General features: G+C 68.8%; 23 protein-coding genes and 1 pseudogene. 2 read left to right on the forward strand and 22 right to left on the reverse strand.

The annotated features are described in order from the left end of the window. Position 1 precedes the first annotated feature (1 nt). The 12 genes from lhgO to ACHMWU_RS08270 form a co-directional block, all read right to left on the reverse strand. Positions 2-982: an L-2-hydroxyglutarate oxidase gene (lhgO, locus tag ACHMWU_RS08215; RefSeq protein WP_396042663.1), complete on the reverse strand. Its 981-nt coding sequence runs from the start codon at positions 980-982 to the stop codon at positions 2-4. Positions 983-999: 17 nt separating this feature from the next. Continuing rightward, a complete protein-coding gene (locus ACHMWU_RS08220) occupies positions 1000-1752 on the reverse strand; it encodes an SDR family oxidoreductase (protein ID WP_396042665.1) in 753 nt (250 codons plus the stop codon). A 28-nt stretch (positions 1753-1780) separates the two neighbouring features. Next, the gene (locus ACHMWU_RS08225) at positions 1781-2752 is read right to left on the reverse strand and encodes a cyclase family protein (protein WP_396042667.1); all 972 of its coding nucleotides are present in this window, start codon (positions 2750-2752) and stop codon (positions 1781-1783) included. 2 nt (positions 2753-2754) lie between these two features. Then, complete coding sequence (locus ACHMWU_RS08230; RefSeq protein ID WP_396042669.1) at positions 2755-3066, reverse strand: nitrilase-related carbon-nitrogen hydrolase; 312 nt, start codon at positions 3064-3066, stop codon at positions 2755-2757. Then, positions 2960-3376, reverse strand: a complete 417-nt coding sequence (locus tag ACHMWU_RS08235; protein WP_396042671.1) for a carbon-nitrogen hydrolase family protein — start codon at positions 3374-3376, stop codon at positions 2960-2962. The genes ACHMWU_RS08230 and ACHMWU_RS08235 overlap by 107 nt, the downstream gene beginning before the upstream one ends. After that, positions 3373-3645: a nitrilase-related carbon-nitrogen hydrolase gene (locus tag ACHMWU_RS08240; protein WP_396042673.1), complete on the reverse strand. Its 273-nt coding sequence runs from the start codon at positions 3643-3645 to the stop codon at positions 3373-3375. The genes ACHMWU_RS08235 and ACHMWU_RS08240 overlap by 4 nt, the downstream gene beginning before the upstream one ends. After that, the gene (locus tag ACHMWU_RS08245) at positions 3642-4610 is read right to left on the reverse strand and encodes an ABC transporter permease (RefSeq protein WP_396042675.1); all 969 of its coding nucleotides are present in this window, start codon (positions 4608-4610) and stop codon (positions 3642-3644) included. Before ACHMWU_RS08245 ends, ACHMWU_RS08240 begins: the two co-directional genes overlap by 4 nt. Further along, entirely contained in the window at positions 4607-5722 is a 1116-nt protein-coding gene (locus tag ACHMWU_RS08250) for an ATP-binding cassette domain-containing protein (RefSeq protein ID WP_396042677.1), read from the reverse strand. Before ACHMWU_RS08250 ends, ACHMWU_RS08245 begins: the two co-directional genes overlap by 4 nt. Positions 5723-5760: 38 nt before the next feature. Continuing rightward, positions 5761-6171 carry an ATP-binding cassette domain-containing protein gene (locus ACHMWU_RS08255; protein WP_396042679.1) on the reverse strand — a complete coding sequence of 137 codons (411 nt, stop codon included), beginning with the start codon at positions 6169-6171 and terminating at the stop codon, positions 5761-5763. A 9-nt stretch (positions 6172-6180) separates the two neighbouring features. Beyond that, positions 6181-7080 (reverse strand): ABC transporter permease, encoded by a 900-nt coding sequence (locus tag ACHMWU_RS08260; protein ID WP_396043033.1) that lies wholly within the window; start codon positions 7078-7080, stop codon positions 6181-6183. A 118-nt stretch (positions 7081-7198) separates the two neighbouring features. Continuing rightward, positions 7199-8302: a substrate-binding domain-containing protein gene (locus ACHMWU_RS08265; RefSeq protein WP_396042681.1), complete on the reverse strand. Its 1104-nt coding sequence runs from the start codon at positions 8300-8302 to the stop codon at positions 7199-7201. Between the two features lie 7 nt (positions 8303-8309). After that, positions 8310-8501 (reverse strand): hypothetical protein, encoded by a 192-nt coding sequence (locus tag ACHMWU_RS08270; RefSeq protein ID WP_396042683.1) that lies wholly within the window; start codon positions 8499-8501, stop codon positions 8310-8312. 204 nt (positions 8502-8705) lie between these two features. Between ACHMWU_RS08270 and ACHMWU_RS08275 the strand changes: the two genes are divergently transcribed. Beyond that, complete coding sequence (locus ACHMWU_RS08275) at positions 8706-9314, forward strand: GntR family transcriptional regulator (RefSeq protein WP_396042685.1); 609 nt, start codon at positions 8706-8708, stop codon at positions 9312-9314. Between the two features lie 95 nt (positions 9315-9409). Here the strand turns inward: ACHMWU_RS08275 and ACHMWU_RS08280 are convergent, their stop codons facing one another. From ACHMWU_RS08280 to ACHMWU_RS08325, 10 genes and pseudogenes are all read right to left on the reverse strand, one after another. Beyond that, a complete protein-coding gene (locus ACHMWU_RS08280; protein WP_396042687.1) occupies positions 9410-10663 on the reverse strand; it encodes a LuxR C-terminal-related transcriptional regulator in 1254 nt (417 codons plus the stop codon). Next, positions 10660-10812 carry a hypothetical protein gene (locus tag ACHMWU_RS08285; RefSeq protein WP_396042690.1) on the reverse strand — a complete coding sequence of 51 codons (153 nt, stop codon included), beginning with the start codon at positions 10810-10812 and terminating at the stop codon, positions 10660-10662. The genes ACHMWU_RS08280 and ACHMWU_RS08285 overlap by 4 nt, the downstream gene beginning before the upstream one ends. Positions 10813-10897: 85 nt before the next feature. Next, positions 10898-11896, reverse strand: a complete 999-nt coding sequence (locus ACHMWU_RS08290; protein WP_396042692.1) for an ATP-binding protein — start codon at positions 11894-11896, stop codon at positions 10898-10900. Beyond that, complete coding sequence (locus tag ACHMWU_RS08295) at positions 11886-12296, reverse strand: ATP-binding protein (protein ID WP_396042694.1); 411 nt, start codon at positions 12294-12296, stop codon at positions 11886-11888. The genes ACHMWU_RS08290 and ACHMWU_RS08295 overlap by 11 nt, the downstream gene beginning before the upstream one ends. A gap of 47 nt (positions 12297-12343) precedes the next feature. Next, positions 12344-12514 carry a hypothetical protein gene (locus tag ACHMWU_RS08300; protein WP_396042696.1) on the reverse strand — a complete coding sequence of 57 codons (171 nt, stop codon included), beginning with the start codon at positions 12512-12514 and terminating at the stop codon, positions 12344-12346. A 65-nt stretch (positions 12515-12579) separates the two neighbouring features. Further along, a pseudogene (locus ACHMWU_RS08305) lies at positions 12580-14120 on the reverse strand (aldehyde dehydrogenase family protein). Continuing rightward, positions 14117-15700 carry a GMC family oxidoreductase gene (locus ACHMWU_RS08310; protein ID WP_396042698.1) on the reverse strand — a complete coding sequence of 528 codons (1584 nt, stop codon included), beginning with the start codon at positions 15698-15700 and terminating at the stop codon, positions 14117-14119. The pseudogene ACHMWU_RS08305 and the gene ACHMWU_RS08310 overlap by 4 nt, the downstream one beginning before the upstream one ends. Positions 15701-15775: 75 nt before the next feature. Further along, complete coding sequence (locus ACHMWU_RS08315) at positions 15776-16714, reverse strand: thiamine pyrophosphate-dependent enzyme (RefSeq protein WP_396042700.1); 939 nt, start codon at positions 16712-16714, stop codon at positions 15776-15778. Further along, positions 16599-17387 carry a thiamine pyrophosphate-binding protein gene (locus ACHMWU_RS08320; RefSeq protein ID WP_396042702.1) on the reverse strand — a complete coding sequence of 263 codons (789 nt, stop codon included), beginning with the start codon at positions 17385-17387 and terminating at the stop codon, positions 16599-16601. The genes ACHMWU_RS08315 and ACHMWU_RS08320 overlap by 116 nt, the downstream gene beginning before the upstream one ends. Next, on the reverse strand, positions 17384-18328 hold the full coding sequence (locus tag ACHMWU_RS08325; protein WP_396042704.1) for an o-succinylbenzoate synthase: 945 nt from the start codon (positions 18326-18328) through the stop codon (positions 17384-17386). Before ACHMWU_RS08325 ends, ACHMWU_RS08320 begins: the two co-directional genes overlap by 4 nt. A gap of 37 nt (positions 18329-18365) precedes the next feature. Between ACHMWU_RS08325 and ACHMWU_RS08330 the strand changes: the two genes are divergently transcribed. Then, positions 18366-19019: an SDR family oxidoreductase gene (locus tag ACHMWU_RS08330; protein WP_396042706.1), complete on the forward strand. Its 654-nt coding sequence runs from the start codon at positions 18366-18368 to the stop codon at positions 19017-19019. The last annotated feature ends 31 nt before the right edge of the window (positions 19020-19050 follow it).

Genomic DNA, 19050 nt, shown 5'->3' on the forward strand with positions numbered 1-19050 from the left:
GTCAGCTCGGCACCGGCCGCTGCAGGCTGCTCAGGAACCGGCGCCGCGACAACGACCTTGCCACCTCGCTGACGCCTGTGCGCCACCACTGTCGGCCCAGCCGCCACGTGCCTGGCCAGCGCGCGAAGTCGGCGACGTCGCGCGGACGGATCGTGCCCCAGGTGTAGCCCTCGCGGGCGAGCGCCAGCACTGCATTGGGACCGGCGTGAACCGTGCCGTCGAACATGCGGGTGAGGTGGACGCCCAGGAACGGCAGGTCAGGATCAGGGACGGGATAGACCAGGCCCTTGACGAGGTGCGTGGCCTGCGGGGTCGGCTCCAAGTACTCGCCGCGGAACGGCACGATGCGCACCCCTGGGTCGACGCCGGCCAGGCGGGCGATCCGGTCGCTGTGCAGGCCCGAGCAGTTGACGAGCAGGTCCGCCCGGATCACACCGGACGAGGTCTCCACCGTGACGCCCGAGTCGTCGGCGCGGATGGCCTCGACGGCCGTGCCCAGCCGAATCTCCCCACCTGCCTCAGACACCAGGTCTGCGAGCACCCGGCACACTCCGACGTAGTCGACGACTGCCGTGGTGTCGATGCGCGCCGCTGCGACCGACCGGACGTGCGGCTCCCACTCTCGTGCCTCGTCGGGGCTGACCCGGTGGCACGGCACGCCGTTCGGCCGCACCACGCCGCAAGAGTCGTCGAGGGCGGGCAGCTGTGACGCGCTGGTCGCCACGACGAGCTTGCCGCATCGTTCGACCGTGACGCCGTGACGCTGCGCGAAATCGACCATGGACGCCGCTCCGGCCGCACCGAGACGGGCCTTCAGCGAACCGGGAGCGTAGTAGAGACCGGAGTGGATGACCCCGGAGTTGTGGCCGGTCTGGTGGGCCGCGACCCGCTGTTCCTTGTCGACGACGGTCACCTGGTAACCGCGTGACGACAGCTCGTGGGCCGTGGCGAGGCCGACGATCCCGGCCCCGACGACGATCACGTGACTCTTCATCGCCGTCACCCCTGCCTGACCAGCAGGCCACCGTCGACGACGATGACCTGCCCCGTGACGTAACGCGCCGCGTCCGAGGCGAGGAACAGCACGACGTCGGCGACATCGGACGGCTCACCGATCCGACCCAGCGGGACCGCGGACACGGCATCGCGCAGTGCCGCGTCACCCATCGAATGGGTCTCGTCGAGCGACTGCGCCGTGCGGATGAAGCCCGGCGCCACGACGTTGGCGCGGATCCCCTGCGGCCCCAGCTCGACAGCCAGCGCACGGGCCAGCCCGATCACCCCAGCCTTGGCAGCCGAGTAGTGCGCGTGCTCTGCCCAGCCGTAGGCGGCGCCGCTCACCGAGGACATCGCGATGAGCGAACCGCTGCCGCGACGCGACATGGCCGGGACTGCTTCGCGGAAGATCCGCATCTCCCCGGCGAGGTCGACGTCGACCGTCTGTGACCAGTCGTCGTCGGTCAGGGCGGCGAAGGCACGACGCCGGACGATGCCAGCATTCGCGACCACGACGTCGAAGCCGTCCCCTTCGGTGGCGAGAACGATCTCGCGCACGGCACTGGAGTCGGTGACATCGAGCAGGTGGAACTCGGCGTCTAGCCCCTCGGCTCGCAGCATCGCGGCCCGCTGCTCGCCCTCCTCCTGCAGCACGTCGGTCAGGACTGTGCGGTAGCCCGCACGAGCAAACGACCCAGCACACGCAGCGCCGATGCCGATGCCTGCTCCGGTGATGAGCACGGATGGCTTGACCACGGACGCTCCTGCGGTTCGATCGGGCACGTCAGTCGCGCAGCGGCATGGCGAGCGGACGCATCGGTGCCGCCGTGGCACCTCGCAGCTTGATCCCGGCTCCGATGAAGCAGAACTCGTACAGCTGCTCCTGCGACAGCGCCTCCATGTCGACGACCTCCATGATGGGGATGCCGGCCTCGGCGAACAGGTAGGTGTGCACCGGGAGCCAGTTGCCTTCCTCGGTCGACGGGATCTGCTCGAACGACAGGTTGTCGGCAGCCACGACTGCGGCACCAGCCTTGGCCAGGTACTCCGCACCATCGCGGGTGACGCCTGCCTCGTTCGTGATGTACGCCTGCGGGTCGTTCCACAGAGTCATCTGGCCCGAACGCACCAGCACCGCGTCGCCGGGACGCACCTCGACGCCTTGATGGCGGGCCGCGTCGGCCAGGTCCTGGGCGGTGATGCCGTAGCTCGGCGGCAGGACGTCGACACCATGCAGGGCAGCGACGTCGAGCAGCACACCGCGGGTGATGATCGGCGGCTGCTTCTCGGCGCCGGCGCACATCCAGTGTCGCGCGCCGAGCCACTGGTCGGCGTCGAAGTTGTTCCAGATCTTGCGGCCATAGCCGAAGTGGTTGAGCGTGTCGATGTGCGTGCCGCAGTGCGTGTACATCGAGATCGCATCACCGGAGTATCCGACCAGCTCGTTCTCGGCACCGAAGCCGGTCGAGTTGTCGATCGCCGTTCCGCGCGGGGTGTTGGTCATCCAGATCTGGTACGGCGGCTGTCCCGCAGCAGTGAACGACGGCATGCCCAGGAAGTAGTCGACGCTCAGGTCGAGGGTGTGCCCGGCGTCGGCGCGAGAGAACACGGTGCGTGCCATGTCGGGCGTGATCAGGTTGAGCATCCCGATCTCGTCGTCCGGCCCGAACGGGCTCTCGGTGATCTGCCGGAAGCTCGCTGCGGCGGCCGCGATCTTGTTGGCCGTCCCGTCGTCGACGAAGTTGATTCCACACATGGTCAGTTCCTCTCGTCCGTGCCCTCGGCCTGCCGGGCAGTCAATGGATCGGTCTTGCTGATGGCGCCGTAGAGCGCCGGGCGGCGATCGCCGAACAAGGAGATCGCGAAGTCGACCTCCGGCACGTGGACGTCCTTGAGCCGCGCGCTGGCAGGCTGGATGTCCACGACGATGAGCCCTTCCTCACGCTCGACCGATGCCAAGACGCTACCGGTCGGATCGATGACCTGGCTGCGCCCGATGAACTGAGCGCCGTGTTCCTCGTCGCCCCGGTTCGCCGCAATCACGAAGACGTGGTTCTCGGCGGCCCGCACCCCGGGTGAACAGCTCCGCGACCCGCTCGGCTGGTGCCGGCCAGTTCGTCGGATTGGCGATGATGTCGGCGCCGCCGAGCGCCAGGCAGCGGGCCCACTCGGGAAAGCGCAGGTCGTAGCAGATGCTGAGCCCGACGACGCCCAACGGCGTCTCGACCAGCACCGGCTCGTTGTCGCCCGGCGTGACGAACCGGTCGGCGCCCAGGTGCGGCAGGTGGGTCTTGCGATAGGTCGCCATGACTCCCCCGGGGCCCAGCAGCACCGCCGTGTTGCGCAGGAGGTCGCCGTCGAGCTCGAGGAAGCCGATCACGACGTGGATCGCGAGCCGTCAGCGGCTTCGGCGATGCGCCGCACCTCGGGTCCGTCCAGCGTGACCGCCGCTGCCCGGGACTCCGCGGCCGTCTCGAACACGTAGCCGGTCAACCCGCACTCGGGCATCACGAGCAGCTGGACACCGCGGTCGTGAGCCTCCGCCATGACCTCGAGGGTCCGGATCGTGTTCTTGTCGGCCTCGCCCGGAACGGAGCCGATCTGGCCCGCCGCGACCCGCACGATCGGGTCGGTGGATGTGAGAGTCATCGGTTCTTCCTTCGGTGGTCCCAAGCGCCGTTGACCACGATGGCCACGACGAGCACGACGCCGTAGGCCGCCTCCAGCACGAAGGAGGACGCCTCGGTGAGAGTCAGGTAGTTCTGGATGAGGAAGAGCAGCACGGCGCCACACGCGGCACCGAGCAGGCCGCCACGTCCGCCTGCAAGGCTCACTCCACCCAGGGCGACGGCCGCGATCGCCAGCATCGTGTAGGTCGGCCCGACCGTTGAGTCGGCACCGCCCAGCACGGCGGTCAGGACGAGTCCTGCGATTCCGGCCATGACCCCGGTCAGGACGTAGGCGGTGAACCGCACAGCCGTCACCGGCACCCCTGCGGTGTAGGCGGCCCGATCGTTCGAGCCGACCATCCGCAGGTTTCGCCAGTACGCCGTCCGGGTCAGCAGCCACCACGCCGCACCGACGAGAAGCACGACCCACAAGACGTTGGGCACGATCCCTCCGGTGTCGGTGAACCAGTTCATCCACTCCGGCAGCGCACCCGTCGGCGACGCCAGCACCTGGGTCGCGATCCCGGCGAACACCAGGTACGTCGCGAGCGTCGCGATGATCGGCGGGATGCGCACGAATGCCACGAGCGTCCCATTGAGCGCGCCGATCGCCGCACCGACCACGACCGCTGCGGCCACGATGATCCAGGCCACCGAGATGTTGTGGGCGATCAGCACGGCAGCCAGCACGACGCTGACCAGCCCGGCAGCCGGACCGACCGACATGTCGAGGCCGCCGCCACCGCTGAGGACGACCGGAGCCTGCGCCATCGCCAGCAGGATCAACGGAGACGCGTAAACCAGCACGAGCTTCCAGCCGCCATCGAGGAACTGACTGCTCTTGAGCGCCGTCACCACGATCATCAGCAGCACCGCGATCGCCGCGGGCACGAAATAGGGCACCTGGCGGGTTCGCCGCACCGGGCTCCGCTCGATCGTCGTCATGCGTCTGCCCTTTCTGTGGTCACGAGTCTTCCGGTGGTCACGCGCTCGACCGACTGGCCGAACATCGACGACAGCACTGCGTCATAGGTCATCTCGTCGTCCTCCAGGACGGCGGCCACGGACTGGTCGTGACACACCGCGATGCGGTCGCACGACGTCAGCAGCTCCTCGATCTCGGTCGAGAGCATCACGACGGTCATGCCGTCTTCGGTCAGCTCACGCAGCAAGGCGTAGAAGTCGCGCTTCGTGCCGATGTCGACCCCGCGCAGGGGATCGTTCAGCACCAGCAGGTCGGGGTCGGACGCCAGCCAGCGACCGACCAGGACCTTCTGGGCGTTGCCGCCGCTGAGCCCGGTGATCGGATAGCTCGGATCGTCGGGCACGACCCCGAGTCGGCGCATCTGCGAGCGCACGACCGCGGTCACTGCCGACGGGCTGATGAGACCCCATCGTGCATGACGTCGGTACGTCGCCATCGCGAGGTTGTCCTGGACGTCCAGCGTGCGGAACAGCCCCTCTTCCTGACGCTTGCCAGGAACGTAGGCGATCCCCGCATCGACGGCGCGCCGGTAGCCGCGGATCGACGTCCACGCCCCGTCCCGGTCGAGCTCGACGACACCCTGCGCCGGGCTTCGCACACCGGCGAAGGTCTCGACCAGCGGCACGCCGCCGTGGCCGTCCAGACCGGCGACGCCCAGGATCTCGCCCCGGCGCACCGCGAGGTCGAACGGCTGCGCGTCGTCGGCGAGGGCCACACCTCGACACCGAGCCGCATCGCCGCGGTCGGGCAAGACGCGTGGCGCCGAGGTTGCGGCAGCCTGGTGCTCGGACTCGCTGCGGCCGTCCATCATCGCGAGCAGACGCGACGGCGTGGCTTCGGCGCGGTCGACTGTGCCGATCGTGCGCCCCGAACGCTGGACCGTCGCGCGATCGATGAGGATCTCGAGCTCGTCCATGCGGTGCGAGACGAACAGCACGCTTCGGCCATCGGCCCGCCCCTCGTCGAGCAGCTCGAAGAGCCGATCACGGGTGCCCAGGTCGAGGGCAGAGGTCGCCTCGTCGAGGATCAGCACCCGCCACGGCCGCACCAACGCACGAGTCAGCGTCAGCACCTGCCGCTCAGCGAGCGACAGGCCGTACGGCGACGCCGTCAGGATGGATGCCGAGGCGCCCAGCCGCTCGACGACCTCCGTGGCGGCGGCGGCTCGGCCGATCGGCTACGGGCGCGCCGGAACAGTCCGTCCGTCCCGGCGAAGACGTTGTCGAGCCCCGAGCACTCGTCGGAGATCAAGGTCTCCTGGAACACCGTGAGGATCCCGTGGCGTTGGGCTTGAGCCGGCGAACGCAGGATGACGTCCTGCCCGTCGACCCGCACAGCGCCCTCGGTCGGTCGCATGATGCCGCTGAGCAGCTTGACGACGGTGCTCTTGCCGGAGCCGTTCTCGCCGACGAGACCATGGATCTCGCCGGGGCGGATGTCGAGCCGGCAGCCGTTCAGCGCAACCGTCGCGCCGTAACGATGAGTGATTCCGGCCAGCTCGACCAGTGGTGGATGAGTCATGGTGGCCTCTCAGAGACGTTGCGCGACGTGGCGGTCGCGCCCGTAGACGGTGATGAGCGCGAGGATCGCCACGCCGAGCATCACCTGTTGCATGTTGGGACCGATCTTGAAGCCGATCAGCAGCGTCGTGAACTCGGTCGTGACGAGAACGCCTGCCACGGTCCGGGCATAGCTGCCGGCACCGCCCAGCAGGGACGTGCCTCCGACGACGACGGCCGTGATGGTCGAGAAGAGGTACGGATCGCCGATGTCGACCGACGCCCCACCGCTGAAACCAGCCAGCAGGACGCCCGCGACGCTCGCGCACAGGGCGCTGACGCTGTAGACGACGACACGCACGACCATCGGACGCACCAGCGCGAGCCGTGACGCGGTGACATTCGAACCGAGCGCATAGACGTGGCGGCCGATGACGGTCCTGCGCTCGACCACGATGACGAGCACCAGGACCAGCATCCAGACGAAGAACGCCGCCGGAAGTGGGATGCCGAGGAATGAGCCCTTCGGCGAGACGGCATCGGTGATGAAGCCGGGGACGTCGCCGCCGGTGTTGCCGTCGACAGCGATCAGGACACCGCCTGTCACGACCGAGGCAACGCCGAGGCTCACGACCAGCGGATGCAGCCCGAACAGGCTCGACAGGACACCGTTGGCGATGCCGATCGCCAACGACAGCACGATCAGGAGGAGGACGATCTCGCCGAATCCCCATCCCTTGGCGTACAGCGTCGTCAGCAGCACGTTCGCCATGCCGATCGTCGCGGGGATCGACAGGTCGATCCCCGCGATCATGACGGCCCAGGTCTGACCGACCGCCGCGATGCCCAGCACTGACGACAGCACGAGCAACGACATGATTCCGGTCCGCGACAGCACATCAGGCGTCGCGACCGCGAGCACCAAGAACATCGCCACGGGGGCGAGATAGACGAGAAGCGGACCGCCGCCCCCCGGCGTCGTCGACTGGTGGTCGACGACGCCGAGGGGGACGTCTGGTGAATCGTGGGGCTGGTCATGACCGGGGTCCCTACTTGATCGGCAGGTCAGCGAGCGCCGCGTCGAACGTCGCGGGCTTGCCGTCACCGGTGAACAGGTCGTCGTAGTACGAGTCCGGGACGGACTCGCCCTCTGCGGGCTGCGCGTTGCAGGCGCTGTTCAGCGTCATGCCCGGCTTCAGGTACTGGTCGACGTTGGTCGAGTCGATCTGCGCCAACGGGTACAGCAGCGTGTTGTACTTCGGCTTCTGTCCCGCGAGCATGCGCATCGCGACCTTCAGGGCCTCGTTGACGCCCTGACCGGCTCCGCCGGCGAATCCGATCGAGTCCTTGCCGGTCTTGTCCCAGCTGGCCAGCCACGAGCACGCACCTTCGAAACCGGTGACCCAGGGAAGGTCACGGTCGGCCTGCTGGAAAGCCTGCGTCACGGGCACGGCGCACACTCCGCCGTCCCACACACCGGCCACAGCACCCTGGTTGGTGCTCAGGAAGCTCAGCATCTGCGACTTGATCGTCGACGGCGTCCACTCGCCGGTGATGTGGTCGACCTTCAGGCCGGCCTGCTTGAACACGTCGGCTGCGCCTGCCTGGCGGGCTTCAGCTGCTGCGACGCCGGGGATGCCGTCACACATGACGATCGAGCCCTTGGCGTCGCCGACCTGGTCGACGAGCCACTTCGCCGAGGTCTGGCCCGCGTAGTAGGCACCGAAGTCGGACTGGATGACGTTGGTGCAGTCGGTGCCGGTCTGCATGACCACCACGAGGACCCCGGCCTTCTGGGCCGTGTCGAAGGCCTTGCACACGCCGACCGTCGGCGGCTGCATCACGAGGATGACGTCGCAGCCCTTCTGGACCATCGTGGTGATCTGGGTGGCCTGCAGGCTCGCGTTGTTGTTGGCGTCGGAGACGAGCAGCGGTCCGTCGGCGAGGTCCTTCTTCTGCAGGTCCGCGACGATGTTCTTCGCCACGGTCAGACCTTCCTGGCGCCACGAGTTGCCCTGGTAGGCGCTGGAGTAGCAGAACTTCCACGGCGCCTTCGACGGCGTCCAGTCGGCGTACGGATCGGGACCGACGCGCGTGGCGTGCCAGAAACCGGCGTAGGTGTCGCGCACCGAGGACGGCAGCTTGTCGAGCACGGCCTTGTCAGCCGCGCTCTCTGCCTTGCCGGTGCGCAGCTCGGTGTAGGAGGCAGTCGAGTCCTTCGCGTCGCTGCCGCCGTCGGCTGAGAGTCCGCCGCACGCCGCAAGCGGAGCGCAGCAGGCCGGCGGCCAAGGCGATGATCGCGGCCTTCCGGCGAATTCCGGCGCCGAGGGGGCGCGTCGTGAGTCGGTTCATGGTGCTCCTTGCAGAGTCAGAGAGTGGTGTGGCGCACAGTGTTTGACGTGTAACATACAACACTCCACATCCCAAAGCGTCAATACTGATCGCGAAACGAAACGCAACCGTTACGATCGGCGTACAGGGACGAGCACGGGAAAGCCTTCCGGGCGGCCCGCAGACGATCGGAGAGATATGCAGCCGTTGGCCAGTGAAGGGTCCATGGCCGATCGAGCCACCGCAGCCCTGCGGACCGCGATCCTCAACGGCGACCTCGAGCCCGACACGCTGCACGCCGTGCACACCGTGGCTGACCGGCTCGGCGTCTCACGCACGCCGGTGCGCGAGGCCGTGATCCGGCTCGCCGCGGACGGCATGGTGCGCGTGCACCGCAACCGCGGCTTCATCGTCCTCGGGACCACCGCAGAGGAGCTCCGGCAGATCTTTTCGCTGCGCCTGCTGCTCGAAGTGCCGGCGACCCGCGCCGCAGCCGTCCTCGCGACCGACGACGACATCGCCGCTCTCGAGGCCGACATCGAGCGGATGCGCCAGGCGATGGACGGCCAGGATGCTGAGACCTTCCTGCGCGCGGACCGGCAGTTCCACCGCACGCTGCTGACGATCAGCGGCAACGACCGACTCGCCGAGTTCGTCGAACGGACTGCGCAACATCGTGCTCAGCAAAGGGGTCTCGACCGCCAACCAGAGCGAGTCGATCGAAGAGATCCTCGAGCCTCACGTCGAGCTTGCTCCAGCTCGTGCGCGCCCACGACGCCGCCGGGGCGACGCGCTCGATGCACCGCCACATCATCGAGACGGGACATCGGCTGATCCGCCAGGAGTTCGGCGACGACGAGTCAGCGATCTTCGGCGAGGCCCTGGCTCATTTCGAGATCGCCAACGCACCTGCCTGATCGCAGCTGACGTCAGTCGAGCAGGCCCTTGCGCCGGCCGATCGCGGCTGCCTCGGTGCGACTCGCGGCACCCAGCTTGGCCAGGATGTTGGACACGTGCACCGAGACCGTCTTGGTGCTGATGAACAGCAACGAGCCGATCTCGCCGTTGCTGTGACCCGCCGCCACCTGCAGCAGCACCTCGCGTTCACGCGGCGTGAGGTCGACGTCTGGTCGCACAGCCCGCGTGGCGACACGCGGGAGGGAGGCGAGCAGCGGCTCGGCACCGAGACGGACAGCAGTCTCGCGGGCCAGGGCGACCAGGTCTGCGGCCTGCGCATCGTGCCCGGACGCGAGCAGCACCTGCGCCCATCGGGCGGCTGATCTCGCCGCCTCGTACGGCTCGCCCAGCGCCGTGAAGGCGTCGTAGGTCGACTGCCACAACGACGCGACCTCATCTGCATCGGTCGGGGCGTCGACGCTCAGCCACGTCAGCCGGGCGGCCTCTGCCTGGAACCTCAACCACCAGGCAGCGCCCTCGGGGCCGAATGGCGTGGTCGCCGTGACGGCACGCTCGACCTCGATGGTCAGCTCGGGCAGCTGGGCCAGGAGGTCGTCACGATGCGCACGGTCGAGTCGACCGACCGCCGACGCGTACTGGCCGACCAGCATCGAGGCGAGCCGGATGCGACCCGGGAAGTCGGGGTCGTCCCACACCGACACGTGTAGCCCGACCACGTCGTCGTAGACCCGGCGCGCATCCCCAAGATCGCCGCGCAGGCCGTAGAGCTCGATCAAGGCGGCGCCGCTGTGGATCGCGGAGGCTTCGTCGTGCTGCCACAACGATCGCATCGGGAGGGTCTGCTCGATCTGGCCCACCTCTCCCCTGGCAGCAGCCACCGGCAAGGCGACCGCGGCAAGACCCGCCCGCGCATCGGCCGGCGCCATCGGACTGACTGCGCAGAGCTCCAGCACACGGTCCCACCGGCCCCGGATGTAGGCGACCAGCGCGCCGAAGAACCGCCCGTCGAAGCCATACGGCCCCCACGACCAGCCCGTCTCGTCAGCTCGGCGCATGCCTTCGGCGAAGACGGCTTCGGCCTCGTCGAGCTCGCCGGCGTTGTAGTGGACGAAGGCCAGCTGGCGCAGGCCGCGCAGCTCGCCCAGCACGTGGCCGGAGGCACGAGAGTCGGCGACGACCTCGCGGAAGGCGATCTTGGTCTTCTCGGGATCGGCACCCGAGCGCAGCATCAACCGGGTCAACGTGGCCTTGGCGTCGGCGATCACGTTGTCGGCACCGATCTGCTCACCGATGGCCAGCGCCCGCTCACCCAGCTGATGGCCTCGTCGTCTCGCCGCTTGTTGGCCAGGACCCGTGCCCGCAGCCCAGCGGCCTGTCCGCGCAGGACCGTGGGCTCGTCGAGCACCACCTGCACGGCCTCGCGACTGGCCTCTTCGGCCTCGGTGTCGAGACTCGCGAAGTACGCGATGTCGCCGATCGTGACCAGGAGCCGCCCGTGATCATGTCCGGGAGTGGAGGACGTCGAGCTGACGATCGTGGTCGCGCAACAGCTCCAACGCCCGGATCAGCTGACCCGAGGTCATGAGGGCGAGCGAGGCGGCGATGACCAGGTCGACCTCGTCGGTGCCCTCAGGTGCCGCGTCGATCAGCCCGAGCGCATGCTCGTAGTGCTGGGCGGCCTCGTCGTAGCCGGCGACCCGTCGGGCATCCTCGGCAGCACGGACCGTGGCATGGAAGGCCACCGTGCGCTCTCCGGCGGCCATGGCGTGCCTGGCCACCGTCGCGGCCGGTGTCGAGTCGTCGAGCGCGTCGAGGAAGGCCGCGTGGATACGCCGACGCTCGCCTGGCAGCAGGTCGTCGCGCACGGCCTCACCGAGCAGCGCGTGCCGGAACACGAAGTTGATCTGCTCGGTGCTGTCCTGCTCGGTGCGGCGCAGCACCTTGTGGTCGACCGCCACACCGAGTGCGGCGTCGAGCTCGATGTCGCTGAGCCCGGCCGCAGCCGCCAGCGCCGCGAAGCCCTCACGGCCGTCGGTGACCGATGCCGCGCGGACCAGCCGTCGTGCCGGGTCGTCGAGCCGCTCGAGCCTGACCAGCAGCAGATCGCTCAGCGTCTCGGGAAGAGTCGACCGGTGGTCGTCGAGTCCCGCATCGAGCAGCTCTTCGACGTAGAACGCATTGCCGGCGGCCCGCTGCACCACGGCTCGCACCTCGTCGGCCGCCAGCCCGACAGCGGTGCGGGTGCGCACCAGGTCGACGACGTCGGCATCGGCCAACGGGTCGAGCTCGATGCGTCGCACGCCGGCCAGCCGGACCCACTCGGCGATGGCCTGACGCAGCGGGTGGCGACGGTGCAGATCGTCGGAGCGGTAGCTGATCACGACGTGGACGGGGCCGCGGAACCCCTGGGACAGCACGTACCTGATGAGGTGCCGGGTCGAGGCATCGGCCCAGTGCGCGTCTTCGAGCACCAGCAGCACCGGCTGCTCAGCGGCCAACGCATCGAGTCCCGCGACGACCGACGCGAAGCTCTGCCCGTTCGACTCCGGGGCCAGGTGCTGGGGACGGCCAAGGCAGGAGAGGACCTAGTGCCGGGAACCGCTGTGCCAGGTAGTCTCGTTCGTCGTCGCCGAGTCGCGAGAGGGCGTCGGCGAACGGCTGGTACGGCAGGGCACTGTCTCCGAGGTCGAGGCAATGACCGGCCAGCACACGGTGCCCTGCCTCCCGCGCTCGAACGCCCAGCTCGCGGAGCAGCCGGGTCTTGCCGATGCCGGCGTCGCCGCCGAGGAGCACGACATCGCGCGCATCGGCGTCGGTCACCCCGGCGTGCGCCAGCAGCACGTCGAGCTCAGCGCGCCGCCCGACGAGCGGCGTGGAGGGCTTCCGATCGTGTGCCATGTCCTCCATGATGGCCGATGGCTCGGACATCTCGGCAGGCTCGGACCTCACGCGTGGATGGCGCGACCGGTGATCCAGGCCGCCAGGCGCAGCCGGAGACCACGTCGTGGACCGCTGCGCCGCGGTGAGCGGTGCTCACGGGCGAACTGTGCTGCGCGGGCCGCCGCCAGGTGACGGTCCATCTCGAGTGGGATGAAGGACTGCGGGTCGATAATCATGTATCCACCGTCGCCGCCTGAGGTAGCCCCCCACATCGGACAGATGTCCTAGATTCGCCAGCCTGCTACCTCACCAAGGGCCGAGCGAGCGTGGCGATCCATTTGAGCGTCTTCTTCCCCCCGTGCAGCAGCGTGATGAGCTGGACGACCTTTCCGTCGGTCTTGGCGTCACGGGCGAATGACGTCAGCATCATGACGGGCTTGAACTTCTGTCGGGTGATCGACTTGGCGTAGGTGAACTCCTTGAGCCCGTCGGGTCCGTGGATGCGCCCGAAGCCCGACTGGCCGACACCGCCGAACGGCAGCGTGGGGACGCCCGCGAAGGCGATGACGGAGTTGACCGACGTCATGCCCGACCGAACCCGGCGCGCGATCTCGACGCCGTTCTTCTTCGAGAACACCGCACCGGCCAGGCCGTACTCGGTGGCGTTGGTGCGGGCGACGGCTTCGTCCATGCTGGCGACGGGTTGATCGCGAGGGTCGGGCCGAAGGTCTCCTCGGTCATCTCGGTGGAGTCTTCGGGCACGTGGGTCAGGATCGTGGGCTGGACGAAACGCTCGCCCACCGCGTCGGCGCCACCGAGCGCGACGTTGGCGCCCTTGGCGATCGCGTCGTCGATGTGCCGCTTGATGACGTCGAGCTGGGACGGCATCGTGATGGGTCCGATCTTGCCGCCCTCCTCGGCCTTCAGCCCCTTGGCCTGGTCGAGGATCTCGGCGACGAACGAGTCGAAGACCTTCTCGTGGACGTAGACCCGCTCGGTGCCGACGCACGTCTGACCGGCATTCGACATGCCGCCCCACAGCGCGGCCTCAGCGGCCTTGGTGATGTCGGCGTCCTGGTCGACGATCATGGAGTCCTTGCCGCCGGCCTCGATCACGACGGGGGTGAGGTTCTCGGCGCAGGCGGCCATGACCTTCTTGCCGGTCGGGCCCGATCCGGTGAACGCCAGCTTGTCGATGTCGGCGGTGCACAGCGCGTTGCCGGTCGGGCCGAAGCCGGTGACGACCTGCAGCACGGCTCGGCCGTGGACGACCTCGGTGAACGAGTCGACGAGCCAGGTGCCGACGCCGGGCGTGTACTCGCTGGGCTTGAACACGACCGCGTTGCCGGCCGCCAGCGCGTAGGCGATCGAACCCACGGGCGTGAAGACCGGGTAGTTCCACGGGCCGATGACCCCGACGACACCGAGCGACTTGTACTCGACGCTGGAGGCCTGGTTGGCCATCAGCAGACCTGAGCTGACCTTGCGGGGGCCGAGCACCTTCTTGGCGTTCTTGGCCGCCCAGGCGATGTGGTCGATCGCCAGGATGATCTCGAGTTGGGCGTCACCGTGCGGCTTGCCGGTCTCGCGGTGCGACACGTCGGCGAGCTGGGCGATGCGGCGGGTGATGACGCTGCGCCAGGTCAGCAGGTACTCGGCGCGTTCGGCGAACGTCAGGTTGCCCCACCAGTCGGAGGCCTCGCGAGCACGCGCGACGGTCTCGTCGACGTCGCTCTTGCCGTGGACGGGATAAGTGCCGACGACGTCGCCGTTGGCGGGGTTCAGCGAGTCGAAGGTCTCGGGGGTGCCGGCTTCGGTTGCGGGATCGAGCGTCGCGGTCATCGTGACTCCTTGATGAGGTCGGCGCACTTCTCGCCGATCATGATGGTGGGGGCGTTGGTGTTGCCGCGGGGAACGCGCGGCATGACGGGGGCGTCAGCGACCCGGAGGCCTTCGACGCCGTGGACCTTGAGCTCAGGATCGACGACGCTGCCCTCGATCGTGCCCATCGCGCAGGTCGCAACAGGGTGGTAGAGCGTCTGGGCGAGCTGCCCGATCGCCTCGATGATCTCGTCGTCGGTCGGGTCGGCCGATGCCGGAACCCACGGCTCGTCGATGAACCGCGCGATGGGGCCCTGGCGCAGCACGTCGTTGGCACGCCGGAATCCGGCGATCATCGCGTCGAGGTCGGAGCGGTCGTCGAAGTAACCCGGATCGATCTCGGGGTGCCAGGTCGGATCGGTCGACCGCAGCCTGACGTGGCCCTTGCTCTGCACGTTGACCAGCGTCACGGCCGTCGTCAGGGCTCGTCGCACCGGCTCGTGCATGCCGTTGTCGTAGAAGCCGGTGGGCGCGACGTGTAGCTGGATGTCGGGCAGATCGAGGTCGTCGCGTGAGCTGAAGAAGGCACCGGTCTCGGCGACGTTGGAGCTCAGCGGGCCCTTGCCCGTGGCCTTCCACTTCAGCAAGTTGCCCAGCCCGAGCATCTCGGCGATGTCGGAAGTGTCCTTGGTGTAGCTGAGGATGCCCGAGACGGGGTGGTCCTGCAGGTTCTGCCCCACGCCGGACGACTCGACCTTGACCTCGACGCCGACGTCGCGCAGGTGCGCACCGGGTCCGATGCCTGACAGCATCAGCAGCTGCGGGCTGTTGATGGCTCCGCCGCTCAGCACGATCTCGCCCTCGGCGCGCACGACGTGCGACTGCCCGCCGTGCCGGTAGGCGACTCCCACCGCCCTGGTTCCGTCGAGGACGATCGACGTCACGAAGGCCTCGGTCAGCACCGTCAAGTTGGGCCGGTCCTCGGCCGGATGGATGTAGGCGTCGGCGACCGACCAGCGTCGGCCCTTCTTGCACGTGACCTGGTAGGGCCCGACGCCCTCTTGGCCAGCGCCGTTGAAGTCGTCGTTGCGCTTGAGCCCCGCGGCCACGCCGGCCTCGATGAACGCTGTGCTGAGCTCGTGGTTGTAGCCGCGGTCCTCGACGTGCAACGGACCGTCCTGGCCGTGGAACGGACCGCCGAGCCGGGTGTTGGCCTCGGACTTCGTGAAGTAGGGCAGGACATCGTCGAAGCCCCACCCGGTGGCACCGTAGGCGTCGCGCCACTCGTCGTAGTCGGCATGATTGCCGCGGATGTAGATCATGGCGTTCATCGACGAGCATCCGCCGAGGGCCTTCATCCGAGGCCAGTAGGCCCGCCGACCTGCGAGGTGCTTCTGCGGGGTCGTCTCGTAGTTCCAGTCCCACTTGGTCTTGAACAACGTCGAGAAGCCCAACGGCATGTGGATCATGTCGTCGTCATCGGCGGGGCCGGCCTCCAGCAGGAGGACGTTGACCTGAGGATCTTCGGTCAGCCGCGCGGCGATGACTCCGCCTGCGCTGCCAGCACCGATCACGATGTAGTCGAAGCGCTCGTCTGCCATGACTTCCTCTCGGCGGGTTCGCTGGGTGACCCAGGCCACAAACCTACTGCGAGTATGTCGCTGACACAACCAGTGTCACGGTGTCAGCTCGTTCCGCACCGCAGCGCTGATACGTGCGTCCAGCTCTCGCCGCCTCGTGCGGTCGACCGGCACCTCGACGACCCGGATCCCTGAGACCTCCTCGGCCAGCACCTGAGCCACGTCGGCCACCGCGACTACCTGGTGCGGTACGCCGTAACCCGCGCACAACCGGCCGATGTCGGCGCCGGTCGGGGTCGCGTAGACCCGCTCGAACGACGCCGCGTACTCCGGAGCACCTTGTTCGAGCGTCGTGAAGATGCTGCCGCCGTCGTCGGAGGCGATGACGATCGTGAGATCGGGTCGCGGCTCGGACGGGCCGATCAGCAGGCCGTTGCTGCCGTGCAGGAACGTCAGGTCCCCGACGTAGGCGATTGCGCGGGTCGACTCTCGTGCCAGTGCAGCACCGATCGCCGTGGAGAGGGTCCCGTCGATGCCGGCCAGCCCCCGGTTGGCGATGATGAGCCGCTTCTCCCCCACGACGTACGGCCGGGCCACCAGGTCGAGGTCGCGGATGGGGCTGGATGCACCGACGAAGAGCAGACCGCCCGGCGGGATCGCCGCGTTGACCGCCTTCGCCAGGTCGTACGGGGTCGAGCCGTCGAGCTCGGCGTCGATCGCCGCGGTCGCGGCAGCGTCGGCGTCCTGCCAGGCCTGCAACCAGGCCGGATCGTCGGTGCCGTCGGTCTCTAGCCCGCCCAGCCGCGCCGGAGCGCCACCGGTCTGCTGCTTCGACAGCAGGGTCTGCTCGACGAACCGGACGTTCGGCCCAGCCGGAACCGGGTAGGTGGCCTGCGACCCGACGTGGATGATCTCGATGTCAGTACGCGCCAGCAGCTGAGTCACCGGCCGGGTCAACGTCGCGTGGCCGAAGCCGACGACCCGCTCGATCTGCTCGGCCAGGGGCGAGTGGGCCAGCACCTGGCGGTACGACACCAGCGCCTCGCCGTTGCGCGACCCGGACGTGGGCTCGGCCAGCAGCGGCCACCCGGCGTCCCGGGCCAGGATGCGGGCCGGCTGCTGGGCGTCGTCGCCGGCGACGACGACGGTGCGGGGGCCGAGCTCCAGCGTCTCCCGCGGTATCTCCTGCCAGGCAAGCCCCATCGACATGGTGTTCGGGAAGTCCCAGTCGATCGGCTCGATCAACGGCTCCTCGAGGCTCGAGGTTCAGATGACCTGGACCGCCGTTGATCGCCTTGACCCGATCGACGAACGGCAGTCCCGGGAAGATCTCCCGTTGATCGGTGGTCTGGTTGGCGCCGGTCCCCCGCAAGCGCGCGGGACGATCAGCGGTGACCGCCAGCACCGGGACGTCGGCGTGCACGGCCTCGAGCATCGCCGGGTGCAGGTTGGCGACCGCCGTGCCCGATGTCGTGATGACCGGGACCAGCCGACCCGACGCCTTGGCCAGGCCGAGCGCGAGGAACCCCGCCTCCCGCTCGTCGACCCGCACGTGCAGCCGGATCAGTCCCTGCTCGTCTGCGGCGGCGAGCGCCAGGGCCAGCGGGCCAGAACGCGATCCGGGTGCGAGCACGGCGTCGGTGACGTGCCAGCCGAGCATCGCGCCGATGAACCGGCGTGCGACACCGACAGCACGTTGCTCGCTCATGACAGCACCGCCCGAACAGCCGAGAACCGTGCTTGCCAACGGGCGTCGGTCTCACCGTCTGCGGCGACGGCGTCGTAGGCGTCGAGGTCGAGCACCTGGCGGCCGACCGGCAAGAAGCCGTCGACCGGCACGAGCGGGTGGGCGACGACGTCTCCGTCGAGCAAGGAGGTCGTGCCGAGGCCGCACGCGTACGGCAGCTCCGGCAGCGCGGCCGCGAGAGCCAGCCCTGCAGCCAGTCCGATCGAGGTGTCGACTGCGCTGGAGACCACGACGGGCAGACCGATCTGATCGGCGATGCGCAGGCAGGCGTGCACCCCGCCGAGCGGCGCGACCTTGAGGACGGCGATGTCAGCAGCGTCGAGCTCGACCACCCGGAACGGATCATCGGCCCGGCGGATCGACTCATCGGCAGCGATCGGGACGTCGACCCGGCGACGTACCGCAGCGAGGTCCTCGACCGTGGCGCAGGGTTGTTCGACGTACTCCAGACCCGTTGCGGCGGCGTCGAGGGCGCGGATCGCTGCGACTGCCTCGTCGACCGTCCATCCGCCGTTGGCGTCGACCCGCACCTTGCCGTGCGGTCCGAGCGCATCGCGCACCGCCTCGACCCGGGCGATGTCGTCGGCGAGCGACTGTCCCTTCTCGGCGACCTTGACCTTGGCGGTGCCGCACCCGCTGGCCGAGACGATCTGCGCCGCCTGCGCAGCTCCGACCGCCGGGACGGTGCAGTTGACCGGGATCTGGCTGCGCAGTGCCACCGGCCAGTCCTGCTCGGCCGAGGCGATCGCGGCGGCGAGCCAGGGCGCGCTCTCGCGGGCGTCGTAGTCGAGGAACGGGCTGAACTCCGCCCAGCCTGCAGGTCCCTCGAAGATCATCCCTTCTCGCCGCGTGATGCCGCGGAACTTCGTCGGCATCGGGATGGAGAAGGTTCGCGGCTGCACAACTGGCAACTTACCGGCAGGTCCGTAGGTTGGGTTCATGAGCCGTATCGCGATTGTCGGAGGCCATGGCAAGATCGCCCGCCTCCTCGTCCCCCTGCTGGTCGCTGACGGGCACGTTCCCGTCTGCCTGGTCCGCAATCCCGACCATGCCCCGCGTCTGGAGGCACTCGGCGCCGAGGTCGTCCTGCTCGACATCGAGGCATCCGGCGATGAAGCCTTCGCCGCTGCCTTCGCCGGAACAGATGCCGTGGTCTTCGCTGCTGGCGGCGGACCGGACGGCAATGCCGCACGCAAGAAGACCGTCGACCTCGGTGGCTCGCTGAAGTCGATCGCCGGTGCGACCGCTGCAGGAGTCCGGCGATTCGTGCAGATCTCGGCGATCAGCGTCGACAAGCCGATCGACCACGGCGCCGACCCGACCTGGGTCGCCTATGTCGAGGCCAAGCGCGACGCCGACATCGCCCTGCGGGCCAGCGACCTCGACTGGACCATCATCCGTCCCGGCGGTCTCACCGACGGCCCTCCGACGGGTCACATCACCTTGGCCGAGCAGGTCGAGCGCGAGCAGATTCCTCGCGCCGACGTCGCGGCTCTTGTGGCGGCGGTGCTGCCGAATCCGGCCACGCACCACAAGCAGTGGGAGGTCGTCAGCGGTCCGACGCCGATCGCCGACGCCATCGCCCACGCCTGACCCCAGGGCGGTGACATAGCGACCTGTCCGG

This window comes from Aeromicrobium sp. UC242_57 (assembly GCF_044452305.1).
Classification (GTDB): domain Bacteria; phylum Actinomycetota; class Actinomycetes; order Propionibacteriales; family Nocardioidaceae; genus Aeromicrobium.